Raw genomic sequence first — 22,697 nt, forward strand, 5'->3', positions numbered from 1 at the left:
TAGCTTATTGACAAAAAAATGCGTAATTTAAAGTAGTGCATTCAAGTGTGCCTTACAACGAATATGAAACCGAATACAACGCATATAACCCTCATATTCTTTCTCCTTTTTGCTATACCAATACTAATAGCACAGGAAAAACCTTTGGTCTATACACCAGGTCCTGCAAACCTGAACCCCGACACTTTTGCGCATATTTATTTTTTGAGAGAACAGGATGACGATTTCCCCGATAACTGGTTAGCCGTAATACTTAATGATGATGCCGGATTTTGTGTAAAAGCTAAAATGAATAACGTGTATCGGGTTCATACCAGACTAACAGACACGACAAAACTGCACACAAAAATTAAGAATGCATACATCGAATTAAATCTTATCCTGCAACCTGGTAATGACTACTATGTCTCGCTAAAACCTGAACGAAACACTCAGGGCCTTTTGGGGTCTTTAAAACCATTGGATAACGCCGAAGGAAAAGCCAGACTACAGGCCTACACCGGCCATATTCAAGACCGGTATTGCATTGTTCCTATGACTGGTAATTATGACTTCCGTGAAAATATATACAACGATACCATACCCTGGTATGCCGACAAAACACACAACTACCTTTTTAGACCCTTACCTTCCTGGGAAATACTGGGTCAGGATAGCCCAAATACGGCATTTGCCTTCAGAAACCCTTTAATTTCAAACACCTATTCTGAAGCTGGTGGTATTACGAATTTATCCTTAAAAAAATGTACGACAATAGAAGCCTTCGATAACTACTGCAACACAACATTTATAAAAACCATTTTAGACAAACAACACGACACCTTAACCGGCATCACTCTAACGCCGGTATCTTTACCAAAGGGTATAAGCTATGCCCGAATGCTGGCTATTGAAAACAAGAATACGAGTGCCATGCTGCCTGAAACTACTGAACTACTTATGCGCTCTGTTCATATTGTATTCTTCTGGACCGACGAAAAAGGCAAAGGCAACACAGCCAGTATGTACCTGTCTGAACGTGGCGTACCTAACGAGTTGCATAACTTCTCTACCCTGCAAGATCGTTTGCTTTGGGTGTGGCATAGTTTTAAGCTGGTAAATATTAAATAAAAGGTTAACTCCTTTTGTTAATAACTCTGAAAAACTGTGCGTAACTTCGTTTTTGAATTGAACCAGAATTCAAATAATCATGGCATACATAACCCAAGTAGTTCAATAAAATACCCTAACATATTTACCACACCCACCAGGGAGCAGAAGATTGTTCCATGTATAACCAAAAGTCAAAAAAACAATGTGCTAAAATAGCAGGCCATAACGATCCTGTTGCTTTGCGGGAATAACCCAAAATCAGTCCTGCCAGAAAAGTATATCCAAATAACTCTAAAGCGCTATTATTAAGAAGTTGCGAAGGGAATACAAACAATAGCCCTTTGTATCCGGCATGCGACACGGAAGCCAGTATGACAGCTCCTGTTGGACTCCATCGTTGCGCAGCTCCCTGCACAAATCCTCTAAAGATAACTTCTTCTACAAAACCTATAAAAACAGCAACGATTACAAATACGCCTATTTTAGATGGTATGGCCGGCAAGCCATCTTCTATTCGTGAATAAACCGAAAGAGCCAAAGAAAAAACAAAGGCTATAACAATCCAGTTACGGGATTTCTTAAAACGCCATAAGTCAGGAGTAAAAACAGACTCTGGAATATCTCTATGTATAGCACTCATCCAGTAACCTGCCAGAATTAAAGCCAATAAGGCAACTGCTTTTAAAGGAAATTCAAAATTGATAAGCAACGAAAAAAGCCATAAGGTTCCGGTAAGAGCAAGGGGTTTAAATAAGACTTTGTTAGACTTTTCAATCATTACCCCTAACCTTTTTGGACTTTAAAAAATAAAACCAGAGACCCGCCAGAGGCATGATGAGCAACAACCAGCCTGACCCAAGACAAGCGCCTGAATTTGGAGCAATAACCGTATTGGGCAATGCCTTCTGTAATTTCACCACATTGATAGAATCCTTTAAAAACTCCTCTGAAAGCGAAAGGTAACGAAGCTGCTTTAAATGATAAAGCGTTGAATCTAATCCTACTTTACCAAAGACCGTGAGATACTTTAATTTTTTGAAGTTTTTAATATCACTGTAATCCAGCAGGCTGTCATTATTTTTAAACTCAAGAGATTCCAGTTCAGGAAAAGCATCCGGTACCACTTTAGAATTTAACCCCATAAGGGAGTCTCCAATTGAATAAAGAGAAAGCCTTTTAAGTTTATTTTTCTTAAAAACATCTGAAATGGACGCTACTTTATTCTCATTGAATCCTAGGTGCAGAGCTTTCAAATCAGGGTGATGTACATATAAATCGTTAAGAATTATACTATCTGACTCGATATAAAGATTTTGAAGCTTTTTCAAGGTATTTAAAGCAGTCCAGTCTACATGTGCTTCACTTTCATTAAGTATGGTTAAAGATTCTATATTAGGATTTTGCGCAAAAAACGCATCACCAATAAAAGTACTATCTTCTTCATTATACAGAATGATTTCTTTTAAATGCGGGAGATGAGGAAAAGAAACTGCTCCATGTACAGGCAAGCCAACAAAGAGTGTTTCTAAGGAAGGGAAATTTGCAAGACTGGATACAGAAACAGAATCTATTTCATTCTGAAAGAGTAAGGCTCTTGGTTGAAAATATTGTGAAAGCCAGCGCAAATCTCTATTTAATAGATTTACGGAGTCTATTTCAGGAAAAAAAACAATATCAAGCCCAGGATTTATACGACCAATGTTTTCTAAATAAGGTTTAATGGCATCTGCAATAGGCTCCTTAAATTGTATGGTTCGAAGTCGGGAAATGTCTTCTGAAGTCAGTTGATCAAAAAAGGGAATTGACGGACTGTCTTTTGAGATGGAAATTGCAACTAAATTTCCATTGATATACATGACTGAATCTAATTCACGGATGTGCAGGGTATCTTCGAAATCCCTGTGAACAGAGAATAAAAATTCGTCTGTATTAAGCCAGTCGCCATTGCGGGTCAAAAGATTAACATAACCAAGACTGTCTATAGCAGAAAAACTAGTCTTTACATCTATAAAATGCCCTATGTCTGCACCCTGAAAAGTAAGCAACCGAAATTCTTCCTTCTCTTTCTCCTTGCATTGCCAAAGCAAAATTATGACAATAGAAAGAACAATTCGGCTCATATATTTTCTAAATACCATAACGTAATATCAGGATTATTGCCTTGATTCTATTAAAGATACGAAATAAAGCCTTAGCTTGATTTATTAAATAAACCATGTGGCATAAGAAATACCATTTATGGTTTTACCAACAACTTAATGCTTATTATTAACAATAGCCTTAACTCATAACTCTTTCTCGCCTACTTTTTAAAAATTCTTATCTCAATAAATTTATCGTTTTTATACCTATCTTTTTATTAACTTAACACTAAAGTATGCGCCCCTAAAGGCATTAACCAATTAAAACAGCAACTCATGAAGAAACGCGTCTTATTATTATTGTTATTGGCACAGACCACTCTTTTATTTTCGCAAACAGATTCTATTTCTGAAGGGCGGGCAGCAGTTTATTTCACCAGATCAAGTGGATTGGGAGGCTTAGTAAACTTCACTTACTTTGACGGCAAAAAAGCCATAGGGAAGTTTAATGGTTCGAAGTATATGAAGTATGAATGCGAACCAGGCAAGCATCTGTTTTGGGCAAGATCAGAAAACAAATCATTTGTTGAAGCAGAACTGTTAGGTGGAAAAACATACATCATTGATGTTATACCAACCTTAGGAGGATTAAAAGCAAGTGTTATATTAACTCCTGTTGATAAAAACAATTATAAATTAAAGCCTATTCAAAAACTTTTAGAAAAAAAGGATGCCGAAATATTTGAAAAGGATGAATTAGACGCTCTACAATTAGAAATGGCCGATGTTATTGTAAGAGGATTTGAAAAATATAATGAACTGAAAGAAAAGGGAAAAAACATTCCAATACTTCTCCCTTCCATGACGGTTGAAGCATCGGACTTGATATATGTTAAAAAATAAGTATCTTATAGAGGCAAATAACCATCTATAAATTAAGCGACTTATGAGTTATTATTTTAGTACCGTTTTAAAAGAAAAAGACTTCGATAAAGCTATTGAACAAGTAGCGGCCGCCTTAAAAACAGAAGGTTTTGGCGTGCTTACCGAGATAGATATAACCCAAACCTTGAAAAACAAACTAGATGTCGATTTTAAGAAGTACCGCATACTGGGCGCCTGCAATCCGCCATACGCCTATCAGGCATTAAGTAATGAAGATAAAATAGGGCTCTTCTTGCCCTGTAATGTCGTGGTTATGGAGAATGACCACGGCGATATTGAAGTGGCAGCAGTCGATCCGGTCGCGTCTATGATGGCTGTAAAAAATGAAAATCTTGGAAGCGTGGCTATCGAGATTCAGCAAAAGCTTAAACGTATTATTGAACATCTGGATTAAAGCTAAAAATGAAAAACATGAATAACCTCAACACCCTTTTAGGGTGTTTTTTTTATGAATTAAACTTTGTTAAGATTTCCGTTTTGAAGTTCGAAAAAAGCAATTTATATTGTGAGAAAAATTACAACCCAAAAAAACCAATATTTATGAAAACTTACTTAAGCGCATTACTTTTCTTAACATCAATGACATTTGCATTTGCACAAAATACACCTCAAGAATTGACAGATGTATTTTTTAACACCTTTCAAAAAGAAGGTGCTTCAAAAGCGCTTGATGAATTATACTCAAGTAACTCTTGGATTTCGAGAAATGCTGACGCTATTACTAATTTAAAAAGCCAAATGGAAGGCTTGAATATTGATTATGTTGGTGAATATTATGGTTATGAAAAAATAAATAGTAAATCTTTAGGAAGTAGCTTTGTACACTTGAGCTATATGGCAAAATACGACCGTCAACCCATTCGCTTTGTTTTTCAGTTTTATAAACCAAAAGATAAATGGGTTATTTACTCTTTTAGTTTTGATACAAACATCTCGGAAGAACTAGCAGAATCTGCTAAAATATATTATCAGAATTTGTAGTTTAACCTTCATAATAACGAACATGTTAAAAAAACTATTAAGTGTTGTATTAATCTTTATAGGCATAAGCCTTCTGATCTCATTAATTCCAAAAATCCCTTTAATCATTACTGCTTTTAGCAAGGCCATGATAAATCAACAAGGAGGCGACTGGGGGTCCTTTGCAGGGTTACTAACCATATATGTTCCCATTGGTATTCTGGATTATTTTTTATTAAAATTTGGATTTAAGCTTTTCAGAAACGATTAATTAGCATGCCCCATTATTACAAAGAAAAAGAGCTGAGTGCAGTTAATGGTAAAATAGAAACCATAATAAGAGAATCTAACTTCATTCAAAAAAACATCTGGAAGGTTATAGGATTTGGAATAATAGTGTCTTTATGGGCACCTACATATTCTAATCGTCATTCTTTAAGCAGACGTAAATCGGCTTTAGATATTAGTAACCTGAGTTATTATGAATTGGTTTTACTTACAGCCATTGTGTTCACCGTAATTTGCGTTCTTACCCATTACAGTATAAAATACCAGGATGGTAAAAAGTTAAAACAATTACACACCAGAAAATTAGAATTGGAAAAAGAACTAAACATTGTTAACTAAGCATTTCGCCTAATAATAATTTAACTAGAGATTTAAATTTTATATGTAGTTTTATCGATATTTCAAATTTACTGCAAACCAAATTAGATGAAACTTATAAAAAAAACGCTACTTCTACTTTTAGCTTCCCTTAGTTTTTCCTGTGTAAAACAAGAAGAAAAAAAACAGCCCAATGTCGTACTTATTATGGTTGACGATATGGGCTATGAATGTCTGAGTGCATACGGTTCCACTTCGTATAACACGCCTAATATTGATAAATTAGCAGAAAAGGGTATGTTGTTTGGAAACTGTGTATCACAACCCTTATGTACCCCATCGCGAGTAAAAATCATGACAGGGAAATATAACTACCGAAACTATGATTATTTCGGGCATTTAAACAATTCGGAATACACCTTTGGGAACCTGATGCAGGATGCAGGATACGAAACCTGTATTGCCGGCAAATGGCAATTAAACGGGTTATCTTTTAAAGACAGTATTAGCGATTGGAATGACAATACCCGTCCCAACAAATTTGGTTTCGACGAGTATTGTTTATGGCAACTTACCAAAACCAGAGCCGATGGTGGCCGATACAGTGACCCGTTAATTGAACAAAATGGTGAATTCCTAAAACGAAACGCAGACGATTATGGCCCTGATATTTTTTCAGATTATATTTTAGATTTTATAGAGCGTAAAAAAGACCAGCCATTTTTTGTGTATTACCCTATGGTATTAGTTCACGATCCGTTTGTACCAACACCAGATTCCAACACCTGGAATGACCGAGAAAACCGTTATAAAAACGACACAACCTACTTTAAAGACATGGTAGCATATACCGATAAAATAGTCGGTAAAATAACCCATAAACTGGAAGAGTTAAAATTGACAGATAACACTATTTTAATCTTTACCGGTGATAACGGTACCCACCCTACTATTCAATCGCATATTAACAATGAACTTATTGTTGGTGGAAAAGGTAACACCATTGATGCCGGAACCCATGTACCACTTATCGTATACTGGCCGGAACAAATAAAGGAAAAATCCGTTTACAATCACCTTATTGAATTCAGTGACTTCTTCCCTACTCTGGCCGAATTAACAGAATCGAAAGCTGTATCAGATGGTAAAAGTTTCTATCCGCTGCTAACTGGCAAAGAGTATCAACCAAGAGAAACTGCTTTTGTGCATTACGATCCGCAATGGGGAGCAAATGTTAGTAAGTATAGAAACCAGTTCGTACGTTCTTTAGATTATAAATTATACCCTAATAACAACTTCTATAATCTCAATAACGATAAACTGGAACAACATCCGTTAGCATTAGATTCCCTTGACAGCAACGAGCAAGACATTAAAAACACCTTAGAAAAAGAATTAGAGAAACATCCAAAATGGAAATAAACAATACGTTTTCAGCTTTTAAATACCTTCTTTTAAGCATTGTGTTTACAAGTTTGGCAATACAGGCACAAACTACAGTAATGTCGTTTAATATTCGTTACGACAATGCTAACGATAAAGCCAACTGGTGGGAATACCGTAAAACGGAAGTCGCGAAACTAATAGACTACTACCATCCTGACTTTTTAGGTATTCAGGAAGGGTTGCACCATCAGGTTACTTTTATAAAAGACCACATGACAAATTACGACTTTATTGGCGTTGGGCGCGACGATGGAAAAACCAAAGGCGAATATTCAGCGTTGTTCTACGATAGTAGTAAATACGACGTATTAAAACAGGATACGTTCTGGCTTTCGGAAACGCCTGAACAAATATCTGTAGGATGGGATGCTTCTATGGAACGCATCTGCACCTACGGGTTATTTAAAAACAGAAATACCGGAGAGGTTATTTATATATTCAATACGCATTTTGACCATATTGGTCCTAAAGCTCAGGAAGAATCTTCAAAACTTATTTTAAAAACTATTGAACAATTAGGTATTACTAAAGAAAAGCTGGTGGTTATGGGCGATTTAAACAGTGAACCTAAAAGCCCTCCGATACAAACCTTAAAAACAAAACTGAACGATGGTTTAGAAACAACCTCAAGTCCGTTTTATGGACCTTTGGGTACCTTTAATAATTTCGACCCTATGGCTGAGTTAAACAAACGTATCGATTATATTTTTACCAAAAACGCCACAGTGCTTCGCTACCGACACATAGACGACCGACGCATCAACGGACTTTGTGTTTCAGATCATCTCCCTGTTTTTGTCAAGTTGAAATAAGACTCTTAATTACAATAAAAAAACGCCCTAAAAAGGGCTTTTTTTATACCTATTATTAAATATAAAAGTATTTTGAAGTTGTAAAAAACATGATATCTTGTGCCAAATTAAAATCACCTAAACAAATATGTGCTCCAGCACACTGCAATATTACCAAATGATTAAAAAACACATTACACCGTTATTTATTCTATGTCTACTTACCTTAACTAGTTGTCATAAACAACCCAATGAAATTTTCGTCAGTCCTAACGGAAATGACACTAATCGAGGCTCTAAACAATCTCCTATACAAACTATACAAAAAGCACTTGATTTAGCAAAAGCAGCCAAAACTCGTGCTGATGATAAAGTTACTATTAAATTATTAGCTGGTGATTATTACTTAACTGAACCTTTAACCATAACTCCAGAATTAAATAATCTTGAAATTATTGGAGAAGGCACTAATAAGGTTAATGTTAAAGGTTCGAAAATTATAAAAACCAAATGGAGTATTTATAAAGATAATATCTGGGTAACCGAGATCAATGAAAACATTGAATTTAACCAACTTTTCATTAATGGTAAACAGCAGATTTTAGCTCGATATCCTAATTACAATAAACAAGGTGGTGCATGGCAAGGTCATGCGGCCGATGCTATTTCTAAAGAACGTGTAAATGGTTGGAGTAATCCTATTGGCGGTTTTGTACATGCCATGCACAGCGGACGATGGGGTGGATTCCATTATGAAATTACCGGTATATCTGAGGATGGAGACCTACAACTTACCGGCGGCCATCAAAACAATCGCCCCTCTGCCATGCATCAAAAATTGCGCATGGTTGAAAATATATTCGAGGAATTAGATAGTGAAAATGAATGGTACTATAGCAAACAAGATAAAAAACTTTACTTATGGATTCAACCAGAAATAGATTTAAATACTGCCCAAGTTGAAGTTTCTGTTCTAAAACACTTGATTGACATAAAAGGAAGTTTAGAACATCCTGTCAAAAACATTCTTATTTCTGATATTACCTTTCAACATGCCAAACGTACTTTTATGGAAGAGTACGAGCCCTTACTCCGCAGTGACTGGACGATTTATCGTGGTGGGGCTATAACAATGAACGGCACCGAACATTGCAGCATCGAAGATTGCACATTTACTAACCTTGGTGGTAATGTTATTTTCGTGAATGGTTATAACCTGTCGAATAATTTCAGTGGGAACCACATCTATAATTGCGGGGCTTCGGCAATAAGTTTTGTCGGCGATGCTTCGGCAGTACGTTCACCTTCTTTTAAATATGAGGAATTTGTTCCTGCAAAAGACATAGATACTATTAAAGGACCTGCCAACAACTTATATCCTTCAAAATGCATTGTTGAAAACAATCTTATTCATGATATAGGCACAATAGAAAAACAAGTTGCTGGGGTACAATTGTCTATGTCGATGAAAATTCATATTAAAAATAATAGTATCTATGATGTACCGCGTGCCGGAATAAATGCTAATGAAGGCACATGGGGAGGACATATTATTGAGTACAACGATGTATTTAATACCGTTTTAGAAACCAGTGATCATGGCGCATTTAATTCTTGGGGACGTGACCGTTTCTGGCATCCTACCTATAACGTTATTGATAGCCTTGTACATGCAAATCCTGAAATGCCCTACTGGGACGCGATGTATACGACTGTAATTCGAAACAACCGTTTTCGCTGTGACCATGGCTGGGATATTGACTTAGATGATGGTTCTTCAAACTATCACATATACAACAACCTGTGTTTAAACGGAGGTATAAAACTTCGTGAAGGTTTTTATCGAGTGATAGAAAACAATATCATGGTAAATAACGGATTTCATCCTCACGTTTGGTTTGATAACAGTGAAGACGTATTTAAACACAACATTTCTATGACCAAACATTTCCCGATTCGCCTTAAAGGCTGGGGAAAAGAAGTTGATTACAATGTGTTTCCTGATAGTACTTCCTTGGCTTTAGCTAACCAAAACTACACCGACAAACATAGTGTTTATGGTAATCCAATGTTTATAAATCCCGGACAGGGAGACTTTAACGTGTCACAGAACTCAATTGCATTACAAGTAGGCTTCAAAAACTTTCCTATGGATCAGTTTGGAGTTCAAAAACCAGAACTAAAAGCCCTGGCTAAGCAACCTAATATTCCTCAATTAAAGATTAAATCAATTTACAAAACAAACAGTAAAACTCAAGAATGGCTGGGTGCTACACTTAAAAATATTGAAACGCCAGAGGAGCAATCGGCATCAGGATTATTTGACATGAATGGTGTAATTGTTTTAAAAATAAATAGTGATAGTAAACTGATTCATTCCGGATTAAAAGAAGGTGATGTTATTGTTGGAATGGAAGAAGAAAAAGTGAAGCATATTGCAGATTTCTTAAAAAAATACAACAGCAAAAATCTAAATGGAAAGATTAAACTACGTGTTGTTCGCAATCAAAAACCAACAAATCTAATTCTAAGCATACAATAAACTCGTAAAACCTTAAGAACAAAAACGCCCTAACACAGGGCGTTTTTTTATACCCAATAAGTCCGCTTTTTAGAGGGTAGCAGACATAATAATTCGTACCTTTATAAATGGGGTTGACTGAATACTAAATTTAGAAATCATGGCAACTTTAAAAAAACTCAAATCCTGGTTTTACCCGGTTACCCCATTTACCATCGTTACCATATTAGGCATCGTAATCGCCATACAATCCATTTACATCGGACTCACATATGAAAGTCCGATGATTCTTTATCCCATTATGGTTATACCTATTGTAGTCTTTATTTTTGCTATCTATGTTTTAGATCGATTCTTTATTAAAAGCACGCCTTACTACATCATCTTTATCATAGAATTAATATTATCAATAGGTGGTTATATTGGTTTTAAATACATGAATGGCACCAACGATATTCATTTTACAACCGACAAAGAGTATATTTTAATTATTTACGATGCCAAAGAAAATTCAATGGATCGCTTTAGTAAAACAGACCTCTTTAGTAAAGAATTAAAATCAAATGAAAATGTGATACACTTAAACCAATCCTTATACCTCAGCAACAAGATTCGTATATTTTCTCCAGATCGCTGGAATGGTGGATTTGAAGATAATAGCTATTACTTCTACCAGGGAGATTCTATCCCGTATTTATACATGTCTAACAGTCATTCACCTAAAGATCAAAAATACACCGAACAGCAGTTTATTGATAGTTTGTTAAAATTAGAATTAGATAAATAACAAAAAAAAGAACCTTCAAAAGGCTTTAAGAGCTGAATTTTACACGCTTAAAATCAACAGATTATTCCTATATTGTAAAGCCCTTTCTACCTTACTGCTTAATACTAACGAAGTCAATCTATGAAACAAGTTTTTCAAACACTGCTCCTTACATGTATAATTCTATCATTGGGTTTTATGGATGCTCAAACCATGATGCAACCCAATTTCGATACACCTTATGGCAACAACACAACTACTGGAAAGTTTGCTGAAATTAATGGAGCCAATATATACTACGAAACCTATGGCACTGGAGAACCATTACTTCTTATTCATGGTTGTGGTGCGAACATAAAATCTATGGAAAACCAGATTGAATATTTTAAAAATAAATACCATGTGATTGTTGCCGACAGCCGAGGCCAAGGAAAATCGGAATTAAAAACAGACTCACTAACCTATGACCAGATGACAAAAGACTGGGAAGGCTTGGTACGATATTTAAAATTAGATTCTATAAATATTCTTGGATGGAGCGACGGTGGTATTATTAGTTTAAAAATGGGCATTAACCGACAAGCCAACATTAAAAAAATTATAACTATGGGCGCTAATTTACGACCAGATACCACAGCAGTTAACAGCTGGGCACCAAAAAGTGTTAGGGAAGATTTAGATTATGTAAAGCGTATGATTTCTTTAAATGATAAATCCAGAGACTGGGAAAAATTTAAACAATTAGATGAATTAGTATTGTTTCAGCCTAATATCACTCATGAAGAACTACAACAAATCGAAGCCGCAGTTTTGGTTGTAAATGGAGATAGCGATATTATAAAAAATGAACATGCAGTTGAAATATATCAGAATATCCCAAAAGCCCAACTTTGCATCATGCCTGGCGAAACGCATTATACACCTGGTTCTAATCCAAACTATTTTAATGCTATCATTGAAAAGTTTCTGTCTGAACCCTTTACACGTCCAACCTCTGAATGGGATTAACCTAAAAAGATAAATAGTTTTTCCAATAACATTTTACGGAAAACCCTCATTAATTCCGAAAGAATATCATCTATATTTGAGTCCGAAAAACATCACACAATCTTACCACTAAACGACTCATGAAAAAACGACTTTTTGCTCTTTTGGTTATAATAACCACAGTAGAATTGCATGCTCAATTTTTTAAACCTACGGCTATCGATGCTAAAATTGGCTATGCTTCAACTATTCCATACGACGACATCGATATTTCAACTAAAGGATTTTATGCGCAAGGCGAATATGTTCTTGAAGCCTCTAAATGGTTTGATGTACGTCCTTATGCCGGCTTGTTTATAACTGGAAATAAAGCAACCGATTTAGATGGAAACCGGAGCATATATAACTCTTCAACAAAAGCACTTTTGCTTGGAGGTAAAGCCAGACTAACCATTCCTATTCCTTATGTCGCTCCTTTTATTGAATTGGGGATTGGAACATCGATTGGAAAATTCAGAACCTACACCCCTTATACCGATATTAATCATAGCGGACTAAGCTTTCATATCCCGATTACATTAGGTTTAGAACTAGGGAAAGACCGTAAAACAACTTTTGCTTTCTTTTTTTACGACCACTTTAATCAAGAACAGTTTTCTGGTGCCATGGCCATAGGCGTTGCTATTCCTTTAAATAAATAACACAAAAGTCTAATTACAAAATCAACATTATAATAATCACTAACCTTTCAAAATGAAATTATTCAAATTTTCCTTAATTCTATTAACCACATTAAGCTTAACAAACTGTGCATCGCGCTATAATAACATTAATCCTACTTCTGTAAAGTATGTTTCACAAACCGAAAAAAACAATATTAAGTTAGAATATCAATACAGTTTACTGGAAAAGAAATACGCTAAAAAGGAAACTAAAAAAGGTGTAAAAGTAGTTTCGTTTAAGATTACCAACAATTCAGACAAAGACATTGTTTTTGGTGACGATGTAACATTAAACTATGCCAATAATGAAGCGGTTAACGTTCTACGACCAGAACAGACCTTTAAAACATTAAAACAACAAACACCACTTTACTTATTATACTTATTATTAACGCCTTTAAACTTTTACACCTCTACAACCAATTCGTATGGTGTTGAAGAACAAACCAGTTCTACCCCAATAGGATTAGTTGTCGGCCCAGGTCTTGCCATAGGAAATATGATTCAATCTGGCTCAGCTAACAAAAAATTTAAAACAGAATTAGAACAATACAATCTCAACGGACAAGTTATAAAGCAGGGAGAATCTAAATATGGATTAACAGGCATAAAAACCTTTCATCATGATGCCTTAAAATTAAACGTTAAATAAATAACTATTACCATACATTCGAAACACCCTAATTAGGGTGTTTTCTTTTTTATTAAGTTAGTATCTTAGTATTGTTAAAGACTACAAATAATGATGACTACCAATGTAGAAACCTATTTTTTAGAAGGCTGTGGTCGCTGTTCCCTTGGAGGCACAGCCGATTGCAAAGTCCATACTTGGGAAAGTGAACTACAAACCTTACGCACCATTATTTTAGATTGCGGCTTAACAGAAACCTGCAAATGGGGCGTGCCCTGCTACACCTACAACAACAGCAATATCCTTATGCTTAGTGCTTTTAAAAACTACTGCTCACTAAACTTTTTTAAAGGTGTATTACTCAGTAATAATAAAGGACTTTTGGTAGCTCCAGGAGCAAACTCACAAGCTGTACGTCTATTAAAATTCACAAATTTAGCACAATTGAAATCGCTGTCTTCAGATATAAAAAGCTATATTTTTGAAGCCATTGAAATTGAAAAACAAGGTTTAAGCCTTCCTGCTAAGAAACAACTGGAACCACTACCCGAAGAGCTAGAACAAAAATTTAATGAAGATCCGGTTTTAAAATCGGCATTCGAAGCGCTAACACCTGGAAGACATCGTGGTTATATTCTGTTTTTTTCAGCACCTAAGCAGTCTAAAACCAGATTATCCCGCATAGAAAAATGTGCCGATAACATTCTAAATGGTATTGGTCTACACGATAAATACTCTTCAAAAAAAAGATAAAACCATGAACAAGCATAAAATATTCTCTATGGCTTTTTCCAGCGTATACCCACATTATATAAATAAGGCTGAGAAAAAAGGACGTACCAAAACGGAAGTTGATACTATTATTTTTTGGTTAACGGGATACAACGCATTACAGTTTCAAGAAATATTAGATAACAAAACCGACTTTGAAACATTCTTTAATAAAGCTCCTCAGCTTAACCCTAATGTTTCTAAAATCACCGGAGTTATTTGTGGTTACCGCGTAGAAAATATCGAAGATCCCCTGATGCAAAAAATCAGATATTTAGATAAACTTATTGATGAACTGGCTAAAGGAAAGTCTATGGAAAAAATATTAAGATCTTAATCCAAGTATACAATGTATAGTCCTCAAAGTGTATAGGTTAATTCTTATTTTTCTATTATCTTTATAGAATACCTAAACTATAAAAGTCATGAAATCATTTTCTAAAAATGCCATATTACTTTTCATTTTATTAACGACGTCACATCTTTATTGGTCTTGTAAAGAACAAAGCAAAAACCAGCAAACAACTGGAGTAACAGAAAAAATTGATGTATTACCATCATTTAACGAAGGGACTTCTAAAACCGATATTATTACATTCGTTGAAACCATTTCAGACTCTACAAGTAATAGTTTCGTAAAACCAGAAGATCGCATAGCCTGCTTTGATAACGATGGCACCCTTTGGGTAGAACAACCTTTACCTTCACAGATATTTTTTGTTTTCGAAAGAATAAAAAGCTTGGCTAAAGACCACCCGGAGTGGGCTAATGAGATGCCTTTTAAAGCGGTTATTGAAGATGACTTAGAAACTATCAAAACCCTTCATACTGGAGATATCCTTAAACTGGTGGGTACAGCTCAAGCCTCTGAAAATGTCGACCAGTTTGACAGTGTAGTTACCGACTGGCTGGCAACGGCAAAACATCCGGTTATGAAAAAGCCATATCTCGAATTGGTTTATCAACCCATGCTTGAACTACTAGATTATTTACGAGCACACCAATTTAAAATCTACATTGTTTCAGGAGGAAGTCAGGAATTTATGAGAGCCTGGGCTCCTGAGGTCTATGGGATTCCCAAAGAACAAATCATTGGCTCTACATTTAAAAGAGAAGTGATTATCCAGGGCGATTCAATTACGATTACTCAAAATACAGAATTTGACTTTAATGACGATCATGAAGGAAAGGTACTTGCTATCAGTAAATTTATTGGCAAAAAACCTATTCTTATTGGAGGAAACTCTGATGGAGATTTAGAAATGATGCAATATTGCGATACTAACAATCCCCTACCTCATCTACTCATTTATGTAAACCATACCGATAGTGACCGTGAGTTTTTATACGATGAACATACCGCCATGGGAACACTAAAAAAAGGGATGGATGTTGCACTTAGACGTGGGTGGACCATTATTGACATGAAAACAGAATGGAACAAAGTTTACCCTAACGAGTAATTAATGGGTAAATCTAAGGCAAGCATTGGACTTAAGGAAGCTATTTCCATAGGTATTGGAGGCATGGTAGGAGGTGGTATTTTCGCAGTATTAGGTTTAGCTGTATCTTTAGCTAAAGGTGGTACTCCTGTTGCTTTTTTACTCGCCGGACTGTTAGCCTTAATCACTTCGTATAGTTATGTAAACCTTTCAAAATCTTATCCTGACCAAGGTGGAACCGTTAAATTTATTAATCAAGGTTTTGGCAAATCAGTTTTTAGTGGGGCGATGAATAATTTGCTCTGGGTTAGTTATATTATTATGTTATCGTTATACGCTTCGGCATTTGGTTCGTATGCGCCAAACCTCATCGTGTTAACAGGTAACAAAACTATCGATTTTCATATTTATGCCAGTGCCATTATTGTTATTGCGACAGCAATTAATTATTACAGCATTACCATAGTTGGAAAAATAGAATCTTATGCAGTTATTATAAAACTAATAATTCTTCTTGGTTTTATTGGCATCGGTGCTTATGGTTTGTTCGGAAACCCTAACATGGAACAATTAGCCATAAATGAATGGGAAACTCCAGTCAAATTATTTGCTGGCGGGATGGTTATTTTTGTAGCCTACGAAGGTTTTGAACTTATTGCCAATGCAGCACCAGACATTGTTAATCCCATTAAAAACATACCTAAAGCTTATTATTACTCCGTAGTTTTTGTAATTATTTTATACATCATTATTGCGTTTGTAACAGTAGGCTCGTTACCGTTTAAACAAATTGCAGACGCCCAGGATTATGCTTTAGCCGAAGCAGCAAAACCTATGCTTGGAAAACTTGGGTTTAGTATTATTACCGTAGCGGCATTAATTTCTACGTTTTCTGCAATTAATGCATCGCTTTATGGGGGTAGCCGAGTGAATTATGAAATTGCTGAAGACGACGAATTACCGCATCACTTTTTATCAAAATTCTGGAATCAACCTATAGGGTTATTAATTACCTCTATAAGCACTTTAGTTTTAGTAAACCTGTTAAAACTGGAAAGCATATCAACTGCTGGAAGTGTCGGTTTTCTGCTTATATTCGGTGTGGTTAATTTTGTAGGTTATAAACTTTCAAAAGATATTAATGGAAATAAAGTTATTCCGTTTGCTGGCTTTATTTTATGTCTAATTGCCTTATTTATCTTAATCAGCCAACAATACCAATCCAATCTTGCAGGTGTTGTTATTGCCATCGGAATAATAATCATGTGCTTTATCATGGAATATATTTATAAAAAAACTGAAAGAGCACAGATCGATGGATAAAAAACAAAACAAAGTATTTATTGCCACTAGCCTGGACGGATATATAGCCGACGAACAAAATGGTATCGACTGGTTAACATCAATCCCAAACCCTGATCAGGACGATATGGGTTACCTGACTTTTATGACAGGAATCGATGCTTTGGTTATGGGTAGAAACACCTTTGAAACTGTTATGAGTTTTGACATAGAATGGCCATACGATAAACCTGTGTTTGTGTTAAGTAATAGTCTGAATTCGATTCCTGAAATCTATAAGGATAAAGCATTTCTGTTAAAAGGTGATTTGAAAAACATCCTGAATTATATACATAGCCGTGGGCACTATCAATTATATATTGACGGTGGTAAAGTGATTCAAAGTTTTTTAAATGACGATTTAATACACCAGATGATTATCACTACCATTCCGGTGCTCTTGGGTAAAGGCATCCCACTGTTTTCGAATACTTCACAACAACTTCATTTTAAATGTATCGATACAAAAATATATCTCGATTACATCGTTCAGAGTTATTTTGTACGTATATAACACAATAAACTAATTTGATATTTCCTGAAGCATTAATAAAATCCTTCTAAAATGATTATCTTAGTTTTTTCATTTAAAGCCCCAAATTTAGATGTTTAGGTAAAGTAATAGCGCAGTATTACAACCACAAAAATCATTTTAACCCATAAATTAACAGACAATGAAAACAAAACACGGATTACTTACAATTTTCTTCTTTTTAGCTTTAACCCTCTCCTTCTCGTTTGAAGGATACAGCCAGCCACCAAAATGGGCTCCGGCACACGGCTACAATGCTAAAACAAGACACATATATTTCCCAGACCGTAATTTCTATTACGATCTTCAAAAGAGTTCATATATTTATTTAAGTGGAGACAGGTGGCAAGTAAGTGCTAAGCTCCCTTCTATCTATGCGAGTTTCGATTTAGGAAGAGCTGCAAAAATAGAACTGGACTTAAATAGCGATTCGCCACAGAAATACAACAACGACCATATGGTAAAATATAAAGGTAAAAAGTTTAAAAGCAGCTCAGGAAACGACAAAAAAAATAATCCCGGAAAAGGCAATAAGAAATAATAGATTTAATGACTTTATCTTTTCATCAAATTCATAACGATGATTTACCAACCGTTTTAAGATTATTTAAAGAAGCTGCCGAAAAGATTGCTAAAATGAAAATTGACCATTGGCAATATTGGAAAAATCCACCGGCAGATAAAATTAAGTGGGTTAAAGACGGTATTAACAATAACGAATATTTCTTTATAAAAAATACGAACCATGCTACAATAGGCATGGTTCGTATTTTAAATGAAGATATTTTATACTGGGGCCTACAGCAAGCGTCTGCCTTATATGTGCATTCATTAACAGTTAAGGAAGAGTATAACGGTCAGGGTATTGGTAAATTAATTCTCGACACCATAGAACATCAGGCTAAAATGAAGCAATGTGAGTATTTAAGACTTGATGCCGATTCTAAAAACCCTAGACTTTGTAATTACTACGAAAGTTTAGGATTTAAAAAAGTAGGAGAAAAAACATTAACAATCTCAACTTACAATCTCTATCAAAAGGAAATCTTATAACACATGAATCTTTTTGAACCCGAAATCGACCCTTTGAAAAACTGGCTTCCGTATGACGGTACAGTTAATTATTATGGAAAGTTATTCAATAAAAAAGAGGCAGATTTTTATTTTAACAACCTTCTGAATGAAATTGAATGGCGTAACGATGAAGCGATCATCTTCGGAAAACTAATTATTACCAAACGGAAAGTGGCCTGGTACGGTGAAAAACCATTCTCTTACACGTATTCGAATACCACCAAACATGCCTTACCTTGGACTAAAAGTTTATTAGACTTAAAAAATCTAATTGAACAAAAAACAGGCGAAACCTTTAATTCCTGCCTGCTTAACCTCTATCATGATGGCAGCGAAGGCATGGCATGGCACAGCGATGGTGAAAAAGATTTAAAAAAAAACGGTGCCATAGCCTCACTAAGTTTTGGAGCCGAACGTAAATTTGCGTTTAAACACAAGGACACTAAAGAAAAGGTTGAATTGGCTTTAGAACATGGTAGTTTACTCATTATGAAAGGTGAAACCCAAACTCACTGGTTGCACCGACTTCCACCGACTAAACTCATTAAAACACCCAGAGTTAATTTAACCTTTCGTACCATTGTTGAAAACCAGAAGTAATTCTATAAATTACATCTTAACGATTTAACTATCTACCGTTTAACGAAAAAGTTAACGTGCTATACGAAAATACTGTCGCATTTTCTATTTTTGGTTTGTGAATGCGTAAAATCATACACGCCCCTAACTTAAACCAAAACCTACTTGACATGTTGTACAAACTATTAGACAGACCCTATCTGATATTTTGGATTTCTATCCCTATCATAATATTGAATGCAGCATATAGTAGAAACGATACTATGCAATTTAATGTATACGACACCTATTACATTTTTAGCCGCTTTCATTTATTTCTATCAATAACTATTGCTTTTGCTTTTATGGGTTTAGGTTACTGGATTATGCATAAAGCCGGAAAATGCTTGTGTCAACCCTTAAGTATTCTGCACATAACTTTAACATTTGGAGGCATATTTACCGTTTGGATTATATCCATTTGCCTTAGAGTTTCCATTATGCAATACAATACCAGTGACCATTTAACTAATGCCATTTATCTGGTTTCGTTTATTGTACTTTTTAGTCAAATAGTCTACCCAATAAATATCATTAAAAGTCTTTTTAAGAAATAGGTTTTCTCTTTCGACAAGACAAATATTTCTCACATCTTAAAATTATTATATATTAGATGGCTTAACCAATCATGAAATTTTAATACAACTAATGAAAACCACGGAAACATTCAATCTAAGCAGTAATATCTTAAATAACTATTCTCTACTTTTTGTAAAACTTGTTATTACCGTAATTTTAATTTATACCATTATTCTTATCATCAACTTCTTAAAAGATAAGTTTATAAACAAAGTCGATAACTCTCAGAAAGTAGAAATCAATGTGCTGCTAATACTATTAAATAAGTTGTTTTTTATTTCCGGGTTTGGATTTATCATAGGAAATGTTTTAAACGTATTATTTTTAGAAATGGGGAGAAAGCGTTTACCTGCTAACTGGGATTATTTAACTTTTGGAGTTATTTTAATATTTGTTGGATTAAGTTTCAAAGCAGCAAATAAAGCCTTGAAAAAAGAAAGCATCTCAGCTGAATAACAAATAAAAAAAAGCCAGTGCAAATGCACTGGCTTTTTTTATCGACTACAATTAAACGATTTATTTATAGATTAAATCAAATCTATCTAATTTCATAACTTTCTCCCAGGCCTTAACGAAATCCTTAACAAATTTCTCCTTAGAATCTGAACTTGCATATAACTCAGCAAGCGCTCTTAATTCTGAATTTGATCCGAAGATTAAATCAGCACGAGTTGCAGTATATTTAACTTCACCTGTTGCTCTGTCTAAACCTTGAAACTCTTCTTTAGTATCTGAAGTCGCTTTCCACTCAGTACTCATATCTAATAAGTTCACGAAGAAATCGTTGTTTAACACATCTGTAGCATCAGAGAAAATACCGTGTTTAGAACCGTTGTAATTTGCTCCTAAAGCACGCATACCTCCAACTAAAACAGTCATTTCTGGTGCTGTAAGTGTTAATAACTGTGCTTTATCAATTAATAACTCTTCCGTAGGAATTGTGTATTGCGTTTTTAAATAGTTTCTGAAACCATCAGCCATTGGCTCTAACAATCCGAAAGACTCAACATCAGTTTGCTCTTGTGTAGCATCCATACGACCAGGCGTGAATGGTACATTTACAGAGTATCCAGCATTAGCTGCTGCTTTTTCTACTGCTGCATTACCTGCTAACACGATGATATCTGCTAATGATACTTTTTTAGCTCCAGATTTACTGTTGAAATCATTCTGAATCGTTTCATAAACCGCTAAAACTTTAGCTAATTGCGCTGGATTGTTAACTTCCCAGTCTTTTTGTGGTGCTAATCTAATTCTTGAACCGTTTGCTCCTCCTCTTCTGTCTGAATGACGGTAGGTTGAAGCCGATGCCCAAGCCGTTGTTACCATTTCACTAATGGTTAAACCTGAGTTTAATAATTTTGCTTTAAGTGAAGCTACATCATTAGCATTAATTAATGCGTGATTTACCGCTGGAATAGGATCTTGCCAGATTAAATCTTCAGTTGGAGCTTCAGGTCCTAAATAGGTAGTTTTAGGTCCCATGTCTCTGTGGGTTAACTTAAACCATGCACGAGCAAATGCTTCGTTAAATAATTCTGGATTCTCATAAAAACGTCTTGAAATTTTCTCGAAACTTGGATCCATTCTTAACGATAAATCCGTGGTAAACATACTTGGTTTGTGGTGTTTTTCAGGATCGAAAGCATCAGGCACTAACATTTTTGGTTCTCCTTTAGCGACCCATTGGTGACCACCTGCTGGGCTTTTTGTTAATTCCCATTCGTTTTCAAATAAACTAAAGAAGAATTGGTGACTCCAACGTGTTGGTGTTGCCGTCCATGTTACTTCTAAACCAGAAGTAATAGCGTCTGCACCCTTACCAGATTTGTAGCTGCTTTTCCATCCGAAACCTTGCTCTTCAATTCCCGCTGACTCAGGATCTGCTCCTACGTGAGAGGCAGAAGCCGCACCATGGGCTTTTCCTAAAGTGTGTCCTCCTGCAATTAAAGCAACGGTTTCTTCTTCATTCATTCCCATTCTTCCGAAGGTTGCGCGAATATCATCGGCAGCTAATAAAGGATCTGGCACGCCGTTTGGACCTTCCGGATTTACATAAATTAATCCCATTTGTACAGCAGCTAAAGGTCTTTCTAACTCGCGATCACCTGAGTAACGCTTTTCGTCAGATAGCCATTCTTTTTCAGCACCCCAGTACACATCTATTTCCGGTTCCCAAACGTCTTCTCTACCGCCGGCAAAACCAAACGTTTCGAAGCCCATATCTTCTAAAGCTACATTTCCGGTTAACACCATTAAATCTGCCCAAGAAATTTTATTTCCGTATTTCTGTTTAATCGGCCAGATTAAACGTCTAGCCTTATCTAAATTAGCATTATCTGGCCAGCTGTTAAGCGGTGCAAAACGTTGTTGTCCGGCACGCGAACCACCACGACCATCGGCAGAACGATACGTACCTGCACTATGCCATGCCATTCTAATAAATAAACCTCCGTAGTGACCGAAATCTGCTGGCCACCAATCCTGAGATTCGGTTAACACTTTTCTAATATCACTTTTAAGCGCTTCGTAATCTAAGCTGTTAAATTCTTCGATGTAGTTGAAGTCTTCATGCATCGGGTTTGATAATGAAGAATTCTGACGCAGAATAGCTAAGTTTAATTGGTTTGGCCACCAATCGCTGTTACTCGTAGCTGCTTTGTTTGATTTACTTTTTGTAGCACCAGAACTGGCATCTACCTGAGCATCGTGCTCTTTACCTTTTTGACATGCCGATAGCATTAATATGGCTACAAGCAAAGAAAGTGATAGTGTTTTTTTCATCGTCTTTT

General features: G+C 35.5%; 26 protein-coding genes. 23 read left to right on the forward strand and 3 right to left on the reverse strand.

Translation table 11 applies throughout. The annotated features are described in order from the left end of the window. Positions 1-63: 63 nt before the first annotated feature. A complete protein-coding gene (locus tag R1X58_RS02405) occupies positions 64-1,110 on the forward strand; it encodes a hypothetical protein (RefSeq protein ID WP_240571767.1) in 1,047 nt (348 codons plus the stop codon). Positions 1,111-1,234: 124 nt separating this feature from the next. Here the strand turns inward: R1X58_RS02405 and R1X58_RS02410 are convergent, their stop codons facing one another. Beyond that, a complete protein-coding gene (locus R1X58_RS02410) occupies positions 1,235-1,870 on the reverse strand; it encodes a CPBP family intramembrane glutamic endopeptidase (RefSeq protein ID WP_240571768.1) in 636 nt (211 codons plus the stop codon). Further along, complete coding sequence (locus R1X58_RS02415; RefSeq protein WP_240571769.1) at positions 1,863-3,230, reverse strand: hypothetical protein; 1,368 nt, start codon at positions 3,228-3,230, stop codon at positions 1,863-1,865. Before R1X58_RS02415 ends, R1X58_RS02410 begins: the two co-directional genes overlap by 8 nt. 279 nt (positions 3,231-3,509) lie before the next feature. Between R1X58_RS02415 and R1X58_RS02420 the strand changes: the two genes are divergently transcribed. The 22 genes from R1X58_RS02420 (at position 3,510) to R1X58_RS02525 (ending at position 20,361) form a co-directional block, all read left to right on the forward strand. After that, positions 3,510-4,076: a hypothetical protein gene (locus R1X58_RS02420; RefSeq protein WP_240571770.1), complete on the forward strand. Its 567-nt coding sequence runs from the start codon at positions 3,510-3,512 to the stop codon at positions 4,074-4,076. A gap of 43 nt (positions 4,077-4,119) precedes the next feature. Further along, complete coding sequence (locus tag R1X58_RS02425; protein ID WP_240571771.1) at positions 4,120-4,512, forward strand: DUF302 domain-containing protein; 393 nt, start codon at positions 4,120-4,122, stop codon at positions 4,510-4,512. 17 nt (positions 4,513-4,529) lie between these two features. After that, positions 4,530-5,099: a hypothetical protein gene (locus R1X58_RS02430; RefSeq protein ID WP_240571772.1), complete on the forward strand. Its 570-nt coding sequence runs from the start codon at positions 4,530-4,532 to the stop codon at positions 5,097-5,099. Between the two features lie 22 nt (positions 5,100-5,121). Beyond that, a complete protein-coding gene (locus R1X58_RS02435) occupies positions 5,122-5,349 on the forward strand; it encodes a hypothetical protein (RefSeq protein ID WP_240571773.1) in 228 nt (75 codons plus the stop codon). A gap of 5 nt (positions 5,350-5,354) precedes the next feature. After that, positions 5,355-5,705: a hypothetical protein gene (locus R1X58_RS02440; protein ID WP_240571774.1), complete on the forward strand. Its 351-nt coding sequence runs from the start codon at positions 5,355-5,357 to the stop codon at positions 5,703-5,705. An 87-nt stretch (positions 5,706-5,792) separates the two neighbouring features. Continuing rightward, positions 5,793-7,106, forward strand: coding sequence for a sulfatase-like hydrolase/transferase (locus R1X58_RS02445; RefSeq protein WP_240571775.1), 1,314 nt, complete (start codon positions 5,793-5,795; stop codon positions 7,104-7,106). Beyond that, the gene (locus R1X58_RS02450) at positions 7,097-7,942 is read left to right on the forward strand and encodes an endonuclease/exonuclease/phosphatase family protein (protein WP_240571776.1); all 846 of its coding nucleotides are present in this window, start codon (positions 7,097-7,099) and stop codon (positions 7,940-7,942) included. The genes R1X58_RS02445 and R1X58_RS02450 overlap by 10 nt, the downstream gene beginning before the upstream one ends. 157 nt (positions 7,943-8,099) lie before the next feature. Continuing rightward, a complete protein-coding gene (locus R1X58_RS02455) occupies positions 8,100-10,463 on the forward strand; it encodes a PDZ domain-containing protein (protein WP_240571777.1) in 2,364 nt (787 codons plus the stop codon). 139 nt (positions 10,464-10,602) lie between these two features. Next, the gene (locus R1X58_RS02460) at positions 10,603-11,229 is read left to right on the forward strand and encodes a hypothetical protein (RefSeq protein ID WP_240571778.1); all 627 of its coding nucleotides are present in this window, start codon (positions 10,603-10,605) and stop codon (positions 11,227-11,229) included. Positions 11,230-11,349: 120 nt separating this feature from the next. After that, on the forward strand, positions 11,350-12,216 hold the full coding sequence (locus R1X58_RS02465; protein ID WP_240571779.1) for an alpha/beta fold hydrolase: 867 nt from the start codon (positions 11,350-11,352) through the stop codon (positions 12,214-12,216). Positions 12,217-12,335: 119 nt separating this feature from the next. Beyond that, positions 12,336-12,896 carry a hypothetical protein gene (locus R1X58_RS02470; RefSeq protein WP_240571780.1) on the forward strand — a complete coding sequence of 187 codons (561 nt, stop codon included), beginning with the start codon at positions 12,336-12,338 and terminating at the stop codon, positions 12,894-12,896. A 52-nt stretch (positions 12,897-12,948) separates the two neighbouring features. Beyond that, positions 12,949-13,569, forward strand: a complete 621-nt coding sequence (locus tag R1X58_RS02475) for a hypothetical protein (protein WP_240571781.1) — start codon at positions 12,949-12,951, stop codon at positions 13,567-13,569. Positions 13,570-13,659: 90 nt separating this feature from the next. Then, positions 13,660-14,301, forward strand: coding sequence for a YdeI/OmpD-associated family protein (locus R1X58_RS02480; protein ID WP_306468580.1), 642 nt, complete (start codon positions 13,660-13,662; stop codon positions 14,299-14,301). A 4-nt stretch (positions 14,302-14,305) separates the two neighbouring features. Beyond that, a complete protein-coding gene (locus R1X58_RS02485) occupies positions 14,306-14,656 on the forward strand; it encodes a DUF2200 domain-containing protein (protein ID WP_240571782.1) in 351 nt (116 codons plus the stop codon). An 88-nt stretch (positions 14,657-14,744) separates the two neighbouring features. Further along, positions 14,745-15,782 carry an HAD family hydrolase gene (locus R1X58_RS02490; protein WP_240571783.1) on the forward strand — a complete coding sequence of 346 codons (1,038 nt, stop codon included), beginning with the start codon at positions 14,745-14,747 and terminating at the stop codon, positions 15,780-15,782. A gap of 3 nt (positions 15,783-15,785) precedes the next feature. Then, positions 15,786-17,084 carry an APC family permease gene (locus R1X58_RS02495; protein ID WP_240571784.1) on the forward strand — a complete coding sequence of 433 codons (1,299 nt, stop codon included), beginning with the start codon at positions 15,786-15,788 and terminating at the stop codon, positions 17,082-17,084. Beyond that, positions 17,077-17,616, forward strand: coding sequence for a dihydrofolate reductase family protein (locus R1X58_RS02500; protein WP_240571785.1), 540 nt, complete (start codon positions 17,077-17,079; stop codon positions 17,614-17,616). The genes R1X58_RS02495 and R1X58_RS02500 overlap by 8 nt, the downstream gene beginning before the upstream one ends. A 160-nt stretch (positions 17,617-17,776) precedes the next feature. After that, on the forward strand, positions 17,777-18,175 hold the full coding sequence (locus tag R1X58_RS02505) for a hypothetical protein (RefSeq protein ID WP_240571786.1): 399 nt from the start codon (positions 17,777-17,779) through the stop codon (positions 18,173-18,175). Between the two features lie 8 nt (positions 18,176-18,183). Then, positions 18,184-18,687 carry a GNAT family N-acetyltransferase gene (locus R1X58_RS02510; protein ID WP_240571787.1) on the forward strand — a complete coding sequence of 168 codons (504 nt, stop codon included), beginning with the start codon at positions 18,184-18,186 and terminating at the stop codon, positions 18,685-18,687. A 3-nt stretch (positions 18,688-18,690) separates the two neighbouring features. Further along, positions 18,691-19,308, forward strand: coding sequence for an alpha-ketoglutarate-dependent dioxygenase AlkB family protein (locus tag R1X58_RS02515; RefSeq protein WP_240571788.1), 618 nt, complete (start codon positions 18,691-18,693; stop codon positions 19,306-19,308). A 149-nt stretch (positions 19,309-19,457) separates the two neighbouring features. Further along, positions 19,458-19,883 (forward strand): hypothetical protein, encoded by a 426-nt coding sequence (locus tag R1X58_RS02520; RefSeq protein ID WP_240571789.1) that lies wholly within the window; start codon positions 19,458-19,460, stop codon positions 19,881-19,883. Between the two features lie 91 nt (positions 19,884-19,974). Beyond that, complete coding sequence (locus R1X58_RS02525) at positions 19,975-20,361, forward strand: hypothetical protein (RefSeq protein WP_240571790.1); 387 nt, start codon at positions 19,975-19,977, stop codon at positions 20,359-20,361. A gap of 60 nt (positions 20,362-20,421) precedes the next feature. Here R1X58_RS02525 and katG read toward each other — a convergent pair whose 3' ends face one another. Continuing rightward, positions 20,422-22,689 (reverse strand): catalase/peroxidase HPI, encoded by a 2,268-nt coding sequence (gene katG, locus R1X58_RS02530; RefSeq protein ID WP_240571791.1) that lies wholly within the window; start codon positions 22,687-22,689, stop codon positions 20,422-20,424. Between the last annotated feature and the right edge of the window lie 8 nt (positions 22,690-22,697).

The sequence above is a fragment of the Aestuariibaculum lutulentum genome, assembly GCF_032926325.1.
GTDB classification, from domain to species: domain Bacteria; phylum Bacteroidota; class Bacteroidia; order Flavobacteriales; family Flavobacteriaceae; genus Aestuariibaculum; species Aestuariibaculum lutulentum.